General features: G+C 31.2%; 6 protein-coding genes. 2 read left to right on the forward strand and 4 right to left on the reverse strand.

What is annotated here, in order from left to right; all coding sequences use genetic code 11:
* Window positions 1–172 precede the first annotated feature (172 nt).
* The 3 genes from VF726_RS22760 to VF726_RS22770 all read right to left on the reverse strand — a co-directional run bounded on the left by VF726_RS22760 (window position 173) and on the right by VF726_RS22770 (window position 6038).
* On the reverse strand, window positions 173–1894 hold the full coding sequence (locus VF726_RS22760; protein ID WP_440172337.1) for a hypothetical protein: 1722 nt from the start codon (window positions 1892–1894) through the stop codon (window positions 173–175).
* A gap of 428 nt (window positions 1895–2322) precedes the next feature.
* Window positions 2323–4200 carry a DUF262 domain-containing protein gene (locus VF726_RS22765; protein WP_440172339.1) on the reverse strand — a complete coding sequence of 626 codons (1878 nt, stop codon included), beginning with the start codon at window positions 4198–4200 and terminating at the stop codon, window positions 2323–2325.
* 251 nt (window positions 4201–4451) lie between these two features.
* The gene (locus VF726_RS22770; protein ID WP_440172341.1) at window positions 4452–6038 is read right to left on the reverse strand and encodes an EVE domain-containing protein; all 1587 of its coding nucleotides are present in this window, start codon (window positions 6036–6038) and stop codon (window positions 4452–4454) included.
* A gap of 246 nt (window positions 6039–6284) precedes the next feature.
* On the opposite strand from VF726_RS22770, the gene VF726_RS22775 reads away from it, so the two are divergent.
* Together VF726_RS22775 and VF726_RS22780 are read left to right on the forward strand one after the other, a co-directional pair.
* On the forward strand, window positions 6285–8018 hold the full coding sequence (locus VF726_RS22775; RefSeq protein WP_440172343.1) for a hypothetical protein: 1734 nt from the start codon (window positions 6285–6287) through the stop codon (window positions 8016–8018).
* A 287-nt stretch (window positions 8019–8305) separates the two neighbouring features.
* Window positions 8306–9592 (forward strand): DNA cytosine methyltransferase, encoded by a 1287-nt coding sequence (locus tag VF726_RS22780; protein ID WP_440172345.1) that lies wholly within the window; start codon window positions 8306–8308, stop codon window positions 9590–9592.
* 1121 nt (window positions 9593–10713) lie between these two features.
* On the opposite strand, the gene VF726_RS22785 is transcribed toward VF726_RS22780, so the two are convergent.
* Entirely contained in the window at window positions 10714–13929 is a 3216-nt protein-coding gene (locus tag VF726_RS22785; RefSeq protein ID WP_440172347.1) for a DEAD/DEAH box helicase, read from the reverse strand.
* Window positions 13930–13948: the final 19 nt, after the last annotated feature.

Raw genomic sequence — 13948 nt, forward strand, 5'->3', positions numbered from 1 at the left:
AGCTAAACTTTTGATATTCAATATCTTTCCTTATATCACACCCTGTAGCAATCGGAATATCTAATCTTTATATCTCCTACTAACATTAGTCTATAAATTGTATTAACCTTCATCGCCCAAAACTATTAACTATTTAAAATATCACTGATTTTTAGATATACACTTGACTATACTAAGTCCATTGTGACTCTACTAGCTTTAATGTATTATAGCTAGTAACATGATTTTGAATAAACCTTATAACCTTGGCTATATCTTCTTCCGTAATTTCACTTAATGTGTCTCTCACTAAAACAACCAAAACTCTAAAGAGCATATCCATCTTCCCACCATTTATTGCTTCTTCAATTGCTTTTCTTTTTAACTGTTCTATTCCTTCTCCTAATTCCTCTTTATTCTCTACCTTTTCTATTCTTAATTTTGAACAAATATAATGATAGTCTAATTGGGGACATATTTTCACAAGATATAGAATTGCATCGTATACCTTTAAATAATCCAACCATTCAATATAAATCTTTTTTTCAAAAGAGTACCTTAGTTGAATGCTCTCAATAATATTTAACAGCTGATATGCAGAAACCTCTTTGTTAATATCGTAATATTTATCATTACTTGTAAATATTATTTGACTCATTTCAGTATTATTTTTTCTTTTCCTAAAAATAGTGCTTCGCGAAGGTGCAAAATACCTTTCAACTGTTGGTATCAATTTTTCTACTAGCCATTTATAAGTTTTTTGTACACTCCAAAGCGCCTCTCCAGAAATGCTCATATAATCCCAAACCAACCAGACCTTATCATTAGAATTGTACCAGCTATAACCATCATTATTATCTGCTATCGGATAAATAAAACAACGATATTCTCCCTCGTTTTTATCATATACCTTGATCATACTTCCTTGTGTATCAAAGATGTGCCAATTACTATCACCTTTTGCATAATCATGTTTCTGAATGAATAACATGATTTTTTTAAAAAAACTCAATGAAATGCAAATCAATTTATAATTATTCAACTCATTTAGCACTGGATAAAATTTATTCGATTCAATTTCATTTTCTATATCTTTCATTGCTTCAATGTAGTTTTCCATAAAGATATCAATAGCCCTTATTAAATTATTGAGCTCTTCTAATTCTAAATTGAATACACATCCACCCATAGTAATACGGTATGTTTCCAATTTCTGATTTGAATTCCCTTCCAATATATAAGACCTCATTGAATAACATAAAGGAGTTTTATATCCTCTATACAAGCTCTTTAATATCTCTTGGTGTGAAAGACTTATATTCACTTGACGCAAATAAAAACTATTAAACGTAAATAAACAGCTACCTTCTCTCTCTTCCAATCTAGGTAAATGCCCGGTTATACTAACACTATGTGAATTGACCTCAATACTTTTATTGAATTCGCTTTCGAATTTTATTACTTCACTCCCAAAATCTACTTGATAACCATTTATTTGATCCATATACTCTTCTGATGTTATTTCTTTATGTTGAATTGCTTCTCTAATCGCCTCAATACCCAAAGCATATTTTTTCTCTTCATGAAATTTTGATATTTCTCTCTCAACCAACTTTTTAATTTTTCTTGCTTTCATTAAATTTAAAGTTACTTGTTCAGTGGGAAGTTCTTGATTACTTTTTTCTCTATTCCACGCTCGTAACACCGGTCTCAAATTTTCTAACCCATTCACATCAAACCCCTCTGACAAATCATATATTCCTATCTTCCTTTTATCTTTAAAAGTATCCACTGAAATAATGTGATCAACTTCCATATCAGTAATATTTTCAATTAAATTTTTTGTAATTTGACAACGTCGATTATAGGCTATCCAAAGTGCATAACGAACAGCAGGTTCATTTTTTAGAGACATAATTCATCAAACTCCTTTTGAATTAATAAAAAATTTCTTTATGGCATTTTAAAATATAGCAAAAAAACCGTATTATTTATATCGCATGAAAAAACTGATATTCTGTATATGCCCCAAAGAAAAAGAACCTCCCCCATACTACAAGTACAATAAGAGGTTCCTCTATCTTCAAATAATACTATCCATTCACTTTCCATAATAAGGTTCTCGAATTCTTCATAAAGAATTTTTCATGGCTGTCCATGTGGTCAATAACAAAGTTTATGAATGACTTTTCGAAAACACTTTTAAAATTATCTTTTGTATTGTTTTTTTCTTTTAGTTGAATGTCTTCATTGTTTAGCATATTTTCCTTTATACGGAAAACATGCTCTTGTAAAAGCTACACCTTCAATACTTAACAGTGTAGATCATATGCTTCCCTATTATTAAAGACTCGATTGCAACTCATGCACCTTAATATTTTGATTTACTAAATCATAAATTAAATCAGCAATTTTAGAGGAGCGATCTTTAATCGCATCTTTATCAAAATGTCCTTTTTTATTCGGAGCATACTTCGTTTCCTTTTCATTTACTAGAGTAACAAACTTTGTATTTCTCCCACCCTTTGTTGTTGAAAGCAAATCCTTAGCAATGCTTTGAGTGACTATAAAATCTTGATCTGAATATAATTTAATCTTATCCTCAAATTTTTTATTTCCCACACTCGCGTTTTCATTATTAAACAATAGCGTTAAATTTCCGATAAGGTTTTTATGGTTTTTAAAATCCTCTACTGAAAGAAAACCTGCATCAGAAATATCCTTATCAAAATTTACCTCTCTTGATAAAATATGCTCAACTGTAATTCTTTGTTTTTTTGGAGTCATAACGACCTTACTATTATTATGAAAATATAATTCAATAAACTTTAAAATTACAGACGCCTTGTTAGATAAAGCTCCATTTGCATTTTCAAGTTGTTTCAATGGTAATATTTGTTTAATATCTGTCGACTTACTTAAAATGATTTTTTTCGCTTCGACACCAAGGTCTTGATAAGCAATGTCGATCTCCTTTCCTTGTTCAAGTCCTGAATAATACTTTTGTAAAATCGCTGGAAGAATACTTTCAATAAAATTCATTTGTGTAAATGTAAATAAAACAGAAGCTCCAAGCCTTACACCAAGGTCTAATACTTGCTCCTTCGTTTTTTGATCTGCTTGATAAAAAGGAATTAACAATGAATGTAATTGCTTGATATTAAAAAGTTTAAATATAATAAACATATTATAATCATTTAAAAAAGCTTCGTACTTTCCTTCTTCTATTTCAGAATATATTTTAGAAACATACTTCAAATCCTTTACTAAATCAAATATTTCATTACCATTAAGATTCTTCTTTTCAAAATAATCGTATACACGATCTTTTTTTATATTTTCTGCATACTTCCCAATAATATAATGCTTTAAAAAGGTTGAGGAAGATATTTTCTTTTTAGGACTTAATTGGAGGTTAGAAATAAATTCATTCCAGTCATTATTAAACTCCTCTACGTCACCTTGTTTATTTGTACCTTTAGATATAATTTTAAGGAATAAGTTTTTCACTAAATCTAGTGGCTCTAAACTTCTTCCTCTATCATTAAGAACCTCGAATAGTTGAAATGCTTTATTATAACTAGTTGATACCGTTACAATAAAATAGATTCGACTTTTAAAATAAGAAATAAAGTTTTTTAACTGCTCATCATCTAACTCTTCTAAATAATCTTTAGCTGTTGTATACACTTCCTCAATTTTCGAATCTGATTCTAGCTTCACTTCATATTCTTTGTTATAAAGTATATTTTTATAGACCTTACCAAAATTTAGTGCCGGATCATGGATTAATTTACAATCCTTGATTTCATCGTCATTATCTAAAATTGCATAAGATTGAACAATATCATTTAATTTCATCTGCCATTTTTTAATTTCTTTTATATTTTGTGAAGTAGCTATTTTAGCTTCAACAATCTCTTCTAATGATTTACAAATCAATGTAGTTGTTGTAAGACGTTGCTGTCCATCAACTACAAGATAACGGTCAGTGTCTCTTGGTTTTATTAAAACTATATTCCCCAATAAATATCCTTCTAAGTCATCTTCACTTAACATAAAACCATCAGTATCTTCTGAGAGATCTTCTAATAGTTGTTGCACTTCTTCTTTTCCCCATACAAAATCCCTTTGAAAATCAGGTATCAAAAACTTATACGAGTCATCTGATAAAAAAGATTTAATATTTAATAGTTCTGAACTAATGCCATTTTTAATCATAATTATGTCCTCCAAATCGCTAGGGATCCCCCTAAAAAAACTCATTAATGTATGTAACTGCCAATCTTAATTATATTCTATCTCTAGATTCAAGGAAGCCCCCTTTTAGACCTAACCCCAACCATATTAATTTTAGGCTTTCCATTTTTATATTTCCTTATCAAAGAAAAAATAGTTGACTACTAACCACCTCACATATCCCTTTAAACATCATTTTATTAATATAAGTATCACTACAATACTATCAAACACTATTTGTTTAATAGAGCTTTAAGTTCTTCAATAGTCAATACCTTATCTTTCCTTCTATGTACCATTCGATGACAGTTTGCACACAAGGGAACTAAATCTGTTTCTGGATCAATTACAACTGCTTCTTCAAGAGTACTCAACGGTTTAACATGATGAATTTCTATAAAATCTTTTCCACGTTCCCCATATACTTCTTCAAAATTGAATCCACAAGCATAACAATCCAAACCATGTATCTCAATGGCTTTTGTTCTATTTTTAATATTACGTTCGTATTTATTCACATAATATGACCTCTTAGTTCCTTCAACCCTTCCCCCTTCTTCTATCTCTTGAGATTCAATATCAGATATTACATTCTCATACAATTGAATTGATTGCTCCCTTCCTTGTAATAAACGCACAATATCCGAGTATTCTTCTCCGCCACTCTTAAATATTTCTATCACTTCACCTAATGACTTCCCTGAAAAAAGCCCCCTATAGTTGGCTCTTAAACCCAAATAATAAAGTATATTTGCTGAATCACGTCCATTAGTATTTCCTTTACGTTCAAGTATATTAATATCCATCCAACGATGTTTTTCATTATTAATTAGATGTTCATATATAACTTGTCCTTTCAGTTCATCTGAATAATAGTTATACTCCCTAACTCTACCATTTGAATCTAGTGGTGGTAAGGTATAGTCCCCTCCTCTGTCCCTCTCATTTTCTATAGCTATTTGCGCAAAGCTTACTTCAATCTGTTCACGTTCTGATTCCAAAATATTTACCGAAAAGTCTTTTCTTGTCCTACCATTTAACTTTTGTTGTACAAACTTTTTCAATAATTCATTATTCGTTGTAACAAAACCTAGCTTTCTTAACTCTTTTTCGGTGACTCTTCCATCAAGTCCAGCTATAGCATACTTATCAACATAAATATGCCCTTTCATCTCTTGATAGCCAATAAATTTACTCGGTGCTAAAAGCCCTTCGTTATGTAAATAGTACCACTGTTGAAATGACTTTAATTCTTTCTCTAGTTCTTCCATCTCAGTGAGATCTTTTTCGAATTGCTTCATATTCTCTTTAACTTGCTCTAACGATTCAATAAGAGGAAACCTTGTTGATATATCATCATTATTAACAGGGTATCTGTTATACCACATTTGCTTTAAATAACTCTTATGTTTTTCTTCTACAAGATAATTAGTATTTTGTTTTAATCGCAATATCTTTAAATCGTTTAACTTAGTATGGTTTATTAACTCCATTCTATTTATACCTTTTTTCACATCCACTTCTAGTACTTTAAGCTTAACAGCTTGTTTTAATTTATCACCCAGTTCTTCATACAAATGAGCAGCGGGTTCTCCATCATTTTTATAAATTTCCGGCAGCGTAATTACTACCGCTCGTGCTATAATACCCCCAGTTCCCTTACTTCCCCCATCTGAACGCCAAATAAATACCTCATCGTTTATTTGAACATGCTTAACTAAACTCTCTTGCCTAATAGACCACCAAATCATTTCATTTCCTAATACATAATCGTCTACATTAAAACGTTTCGGATTACCTTGGAATATCCAGGTATTCATATACTATCTCTCCCCCTATAATAAACCCTAGCTAAAGAATTCTTCTTCATTTACTAAACTAAACAATAGAAAAAACAATCCTATATCCTTCAAATTCTAGACTCATAGCAATTTTATTTGTAAAATATGTATATTAATAACATTATATATTATAACTTTCAATTGAAGAAATATGAGTTACATTATTTGTTCCTATCTACTTAAAAGTAATTCTAGAGCACTCACATAACCAAAAGGATGTGTACAATGAAAAAGAAGCCAATCCCAAAAACTATAGGAGACAACCACGTAAAATCAGTACAACAAGCTTTATTAGACTCATTAAACTCCTTATCTATCAATAATTATTCTCAGACAGCAAAGGAAACAGTTACTTTTATCCAAGGTTTATATCCAAATATTGATTCAGTCACTTCAAAGTTCGATGATCCACATCCGGATCGTACTAATGATCTTACGCTATATTTAAAAGATGGATCCACCATATATATAAATTTATTCTACATAAAAAAAGGCGGGAAAATTCAACCCAAAAATCCTGGAGCAAAAAGCTTCTTAACAAAATACTTTTTATCCGAAGACATGCAGAATATTTTTAATAAAAAACTTGAAAAATACTACTTAGGATTCTTAAAAGAAATAGTTGAACACAATGAGGGTACACACTATATCACGGATAAAAAGGAACTAAAAAAACTGGTTGAAGACTATTTCCCAAAATTCACAAATGACATTAATGAATACAGAAGACGCTTTCTCTTTAACTTACGTGAAACATGTTTCTCTATACTTCAAAAGTTTCACACCCAAGCGAATATAGGTTTTTCCCATGCATTTAACTTCTTTTTTATGGTTGATGAGGTCAATATTATTACCCGATATGGCAAAAATGAGGATGACATTCAAGTTGAAAATTTCTGTCCACCACAGCCTACTTTTGACGATATTGAGTTATATAAAATAGGCAAGGATTCAGTCGGTATTAAATTTGGTGAAGTAGCACTAACTTTACGTTTCAAATTCGAAAGTAGCCCAACATCATCTATAAAACTTGCGACTAGTTATCATGAGTTTCCAGAAGAAGAAGATATAAAAAATAGCAACAATGAAACTATTAACAAAATGAAACGACTAATAACTAAACATGAGTATATCAAGACACAAAATAGCAGTAATGCGATAGGAAAATGTCACGAAGCCTTTTCATACTATTATTTTTTGAAGGAGTTCCCTGATATCGTCCAAGTAGATCCAAATACATGTCTTGAATTAATTAGTACATACTATTCTGATTTAAAACCAGAAACACTAAAAAAATTATTTGATTCAACTTCTACAATTGTACCGGCTATAACAAAGAAATTACGCCAAAAATATAACGACTATACTATAGAAAGCATCGAATTAATTCCAGATGCCTATATCGGTGATAGGCTTGATACCGGTGATCTTCAACTAATCCTAAAAATTAACAATGCTATCATTGTTGAAAATATTTCTCTAAAAGCCCTATCTCAAAAAAATAGCAAGATTACTACAAAAAACCCTGGTATTGGGACAATTTTAGGACCTACATATTTTAATGCAGGAAGTATGGAATCTATTGTAAATGAAGTGAAATCCACATTTACAATTGGAGGTTTAAATCATAGAGAGAGTCAAGAAAAGCTCTCTTATGAACTAGGAAGACAATTAGAAAAAGCCACCCAAGAACAACTTCGAATAGGCGCTGGAAATTTATTAGGAAAAGCAATGATGGCTATTACAATTTATAAAGCAGGTGTTAGTTTTTGCAAAGAGCATTCAGAAATTGATAGTGAGGTACACGTTAAAATCAATTCGCCTTCTACCATTCAAAACACCTTGTTATGGAATGATGGACAAGAAACAATTAACTTACGTATAAAATTCAGTAAAGGACACCATTACGGTTGGTCTTCTGTTAAATTAACTTCCGAATACCAATTAAACATTAAGTAGGTAAAAATTATTAAAACGCTAAATAAGTAAGACTTAAAAGTACACTTACATATCCAAGGCATTCTATGGCAAAAATATGATCATAATATTTTTACCATAGAATACACCTTTGAAATACAAACAATCATTAAATATTCTTTATCAATTTTATAAAATCCATTCCTAAATTTCACAACATTGATATTATATTACACCCTGCCCTACGGAAATATTACATAATAATCTGCATACTGGCCTTTTCCGGCTTAAAGTGTTAAAATAAACAAGTAATTATCGGAGGTGCTTGTATGAAAATCGAAGAACGAGGTAGGGCAAAATACCGTCCGTTAAAAGATTATGATATTGAACAAGTAAAAAATTTACTAATAGAGAAAATCCAAAAAGAGCAAGAAAATACGCAAGGATTACCAGAAGAAGATACGGAAGCAAATATAAATTTCGACGCTAATAAACTTAATCTTGTAAGTTTATTTTCAGGCTGCGGTGGTCTAGATCTCGGTGCTGAATTATCTGGCTTAGATGCAACGATAGGTAATACCCAAACCAATAACATATTATCTTCTCGTGAATCTTTTGATAGAGACAGAAACCAAAGTGTATTTCATACAATTTATTCTGTTGATATGTTTAAAGAAGCAAATCAAACATATAGATTAAATTTTCCACAAACAGTCATTCAGAACCAAAAAGATATTCGCAAAATTAAAACTTTCCCAAAATGCGATATCGTATTGGGTGGTTTTCCATGCCCAGGGTTCAGTGAAGCCGGTCCAAGACTAATTGACGATGAAAGAAACTTTCTATATATCCATTTCATTCGATGTCTGCTCCAAACAAAACCAGCCTTCTTTATTGCTGAGAATGTTAAAGGCATGTTAACCCTAGGGAAAGGTGAAGTCATTAAACAAATTATTCAAGACTTCGAATCCGCTGGCTATAATGTTAAGTTTCAGCTCGTCAATTCACGAGATTATGGTGTCCCGCAACTTAGAGAACGAGTATTCATTGTGGGCGTAAGAAAAGGACTTGATTTCGAATATAACTTCCCTGAGCCAACACATGGTATTGGAAAAGATAAAAAATCCTATGTAACGTTAAAAGACGCTATCGGTGATTTAGAATCCAATCCCGGATCGTACTATGAAGGAAGCTTTTCATCCATATATCTGTCTCGAAATCGAAAAAAACAGTGGAACGAACAAAGTTTTACTATACAAGCTTCTGGAAGACAGGCTCCTTTGCACCCTAGCGGTGAACCTATGCAAAAGATTGGAACGGATAAATGGGAATTACCAGGCGATGAAGGGTCACACAGAAGACTGTCTGTGAAGGAAATTGCACGCATACAAACATTCCCCGACTGGTTTGTATTTTCTGATGGTAACAATTCATCCATTAGTGAGAATGGAAAGTTAGACAAGATATATAAACAAATTGGGAATGCTGTACCTGTTGAACTCGCGAGAGTAATTGCACGCCCTATTGCTGAATGGAGCTTGAACAACATGGAAAAAATAAATAACAATAGATTAAACTCACAGCAATTGGAACTATTCGAGACACTTAATATATAGATGTACCCTGTACTATATATTATAAAAATGCCCTGATATTCACTTAATACCTCTTTAATATTATTGCATATGTATTAAGCTTGTTTAAACTTAATACATATGCAATAATTAAATATTAATTCTTTCTACAAATTTTACTTTTTTATTTTTAAAAAATAATATCCCTATGCCTTTTCACTTTCATAATCCCACTTTCAAACAACATAAAATCCATCATATTTCAATATTTTAGAAATAACCAATTTTTTCTAAACCCCTCCCATTTCTTCATCGTCCATTCCACTTAATAAATAACTATCTAACTAATGATACTATCCTTATTCTCCCTATTAGAACAGGCAAATATAATGTATTCCCTTGATATATTTGATAAAAATGCGGATTTCTACATGTTCTCGATTTCAGTGTAGATAGAACTAAAAAAATCCTTATTCACCACCTTCACTCCATATAAAAGTAATTACAAACCCAGTTAATATTTTATTAATTATTTGTGATGCAGCAAACAATATTTTTTTCATAATCATATATAGCGGTTATAGCAACCACAAAAACACAAAGGAAACCTGCTTAGGCAAATTTCAAGAGCATTAAATACCTTTATATCAACTTTCAGTATACAAAACATATTGCCAATATCTTTAACAGATGCACAAAAAAATCTCTAAATAGTATAGGATTTTAAAGAATATACTTTAACGGTTCGTTCAATATTACAATGGCACAACAGTACACTATCCATCCGTAAGAAAAAGTTTTGAAATATATTCTTAATCACAGACAATTGACAAACAGTCCCCCAACGTGAACACTATAGGTAACTCGAAGCGGAATGTATTGAAGGATTACAACCTAAGCGGAATAATCAGCGTGGATAAATTAAATAATTTTCTAGATATAAAAGGTTCTAGACATTAAACTAAGATAGTAATTCTTTTCATTCTATCGAATTATAACTAACTCAAAACATTTCCAAAACAAAAAGCTAATTCCCTATTGAAGCATACTTTATCTTCTACAGGCATTAGCTTTATTCAAAATCTCACTTGTTTAAAATCCAATTCAACTACAGGTATAAATCAACTAACTATAAATTCCTTCAGTGAACAAAAGTACACATTTTAAATTTCACTAAATCTCTTCCTAGAAACAACCGTATTCATTGTCATCGCTTCCACAACAGCCCCATCTTTCACTACATAAACATATACCTTTTCTAATATGTCATTCAGATCCTCAACATAAAAATCGCTAGGAGCATACTGTTCGTTTTCTGTAAGAATAATATAGCGCTCTTCTCCATTAAACCTTTCACTATAATAATCTACCAAACCTAGATTATTAAACATTTTTATATTTAAACGGCCATTTTCTCTTTCATAACTCATTACAGCTTCATAATAATCTTTTGCTACTACTCTATCACATACGCCATTTGGTATTAATTTCATTGATATGATTTTCTTTGGAGGCTTCATAGAAATATTTTTTTGGCGATAAATTATATTTAAGCGTTCTTCTTTTTTTATATCCAAATCAATGAGTTGCGCATTCATTTGATTTATTAGAGCACTATTCCGATTATCAAGGTTTTCCTGCTGATATACCTCTAGTCTTTCTAGCGTTTCACGATATTGTTGATTAAATGTCTTCTCCAGAAATGTTACTAGTTTATTTAACTGTTTTTCTCTCTTTGTTAAAATGTTATCTCGGACTATGATAGATTGCTTCATTACTTCACTCATACACTGACTAGTAGAATCTATTTCTATATAAAATTCATTATTGATAAAATCATTAGCAAAGATCCAACCTTGATCCAACGTAATAAATTCCCCATTTTCTCGTCTTGCAAGATGAATATAATGATTTTCTAATTCTTCCCCTGTACCATCCACAATACTTACATGATATATTTCCACATATAGGTTTTCGGGAACATGAGCTGTCACAGTATAACAATGCCATGTCCGGCCTTCCACTTCTTTTTTCATCAATTCCAAGGTTGCATTAAATAACGGATGACTTTCAGTTATCATCGGTAAGTCAGCCTCTTCAAAATCTATTGAATTTGTAAAGCGATAGCTGTCTCCTTGATAATCTTGTAACTCTGGAATGTAATCTCGTATAAATTTTGGTAAACGCTCAATACGCATGACTTTTCCATCTTGCGATTTAAAAATACGAACACGTTTTTTTTCTAAAACATATGTTGCTAAATCTGTAAATGTACGTTTTGGTATCATTTGAACAGTTAAGTCATTTTTCTCACGTTTTAAATTTGTAAGATCAACGTTATCTTCAGTCATTCGCTCTTCATTCATTAAGGCTAACAGCTTCTGATGTTCTTCAGATAAAGTTTTTTCCATACCAGCAATGACTTCATCAAGATGTTCACGTTTTATAATAGCTTGTTGCATTAAATCTGCTAAACTATCATAATGATCTTCCAAAATATCACCCATAAAATCATATACGAGATCAGACCCTAAATCTGATTTCATCAGCTCCATTTTATCTAGTAACTTAGTCATTACACTACCTTCACGAGTATTTTGCGCTACTAAATTAAAAACAAACACTTCATTTTTTTGTCCAATACGATGAATACGCCCCATACGCTGCTCTAGCTTATTCGGGTTCCATGGAATATCATAATTTATCATCTGATTACAAAACTGAAGGTTAATAGACTCCCCACCAGCATCTGTAGCTATCATAATTTGACATTCATTACGGAACATTTCAACTTGTTTCCGACGTTGCTCCATAGACAAGCTTCCAATAATTTTTGCTATTTTCGGTACCCGTTTCAAAAGCTTTTCTTCTAAATAATTCAAAGTATCTACAGATTCCGTAAAAATTAAAATCTTTTCATTATGATTTAAAAGCCCACTCGCTCCAAATAATGTCTCTTCTAACTCTTGATATTTTTTCTCCACAACATACAACTTAATATTTTCAGCTTGCTGAATAAGCTTTTTCAATACAATCAATTCTTTTTTCAGTTCTTTTGTATCAATAACATCAATTGATTTCTCAAGCTGAAGTTCTATTTTCTCTTGAATATCGCTACCTTCTTCTAAATAATTCTCTGTTTCTAGGTTTTTCATTTTCTTTATATACTTATTGCGTTCAGCTTCTGTTTGTTTATATAGCTTAATTAATCGATTATATCTTCTTTTTAAAGATAAATAAATCGCATCAATAGAAGAACTTAATCGACGCTGCAATAACATCATCGCAAACGCTGTACTATTACTGCCATTATTCATTGCGCGATTAAAATACTCTCGTACGTATTCAGTTACCGCATCATACAACGCTAATTCTTCATCTGTTAAATTAAATTGAGTTGTTTTCGTAGTTCTTTTTGGAAATAATGGCGTTCCATCAAAATTCTTTAAGTTTTCTTTTAAACGACGAATAATAAACGGATTCGTTTTTTCTTTTAAACTTTCAGTTGTCTTACTACTGGAGAAAATATCTTCATCGATTAACTTCATTAAGTGTCTAAAGTTTTCAGAATCACCTTTATGCGGCGTTGCAGTTAGCAATAAACAGTGATTTGTTTTTCTTAAAAGTGATTCCCCTAACTGATATAATTTTGTTCGAAATGTTTTCTTTTTAACCGTCCCATGTGTATACGCCGCCATCTTATGTGCTTCATCTACAATTACCAAATCAAACTGTGCTTCTTGAATCAATGCCTTTACATCATCCCTCATAGCCCAATACATAGAAGTTAAACACAATCTATTTGATATAAATGGATTCTTACCACCATACTCTTTTAGTACCGCCCGATTAATAATATGAAAATGCTCATCAAATTTCTGTTCCAACTCTTCTTGCCATTGCTTCAACACAAGTGGAGGAACTAAAACTAAAATTCGCTCAACACTTAACCTTGCTTTTAATTCCTTAATGAGCATTCCAGACATGATCGTTTTTCCAGAACCTGGATCATCAGCCAATAAAAAACGAACGTGTGGCACTTGAAGCATTTTCCCATATACAGCCTCAATTTGGTGCGGTAACGGCAATAAATTCTTGTTCCCTAATGCTCTTGTTTTAGAAAATTTCACTTCATTTTTTAACAATACATATTGTATGTATCTTTGAACATCTAACACTTTTAAGTTTGCAACTTCCTTTTCTTGTTTTAAATGTTTAAAATCATGAATCTTTTCTCGCTCTAACATAATTTCATAATACTTATTTGTTTCTTGACCAATTGCCTCAATAATGACGTATTCTCCAAAAGCTTCACATTTTTTTATTTCTACACTTTCAGGAAACTGTGAACTTGAGACAATTTCACCTACTTTCATCATGAACAATCCCCCTCTATTC

Origin of the sequence: Bacillus sp. Brlt_9, assembly GCF_051948935.1 — a bacterium.
Lineage (GTDB): Bacteria > Bacillota > Bacilli > Bacillales > Bacillaceae_G > Bacillus_A.

Coding starts and splice junctions, on each gene's coding strand:
- VF726_RS22760 (WP_440172337.1), bottom strand. CDS start 1,894: ATGTCTCTAAAAAATGAACCTGCTGTTCGTTATGCACTTTGGATAGCC.
- VF726_RS22765 (WP_440172339.1), bottom strand. CDS start 4,200: ATGATTAAAAATGGCATTAGTTCAGAACTATTAAATATTAAATCTTTT.
- VF726_RS22770 (WP_440172341.1), bottom strand. CDS start 6,038: ATGAATACCTGGATATTCCAAGGTAATCCGAAACGTTTTAATGTAGAC.
- VF726_RS22775 (WP_440172343.1), top strand. CDS start 6,285: ATGAAAAAGAAGCCAATCCCAAAAACTATAGGAGACAACCACGTAAAA.
- VF726_RS22780 (WP_440172345.1), top strand. CDS start 8,306: ATGAAAATCGAAGAACGAGGTAGGGCAAAATACCGTCCGTTAAAAGAT.
- VF726_RS22785 (WP_440172347.1), bottom strand. CDS start 13,929: ATGATGAAAGTAGGTGAAATTGTCTCAAGTTCACAGTTTCCTGAAAGT.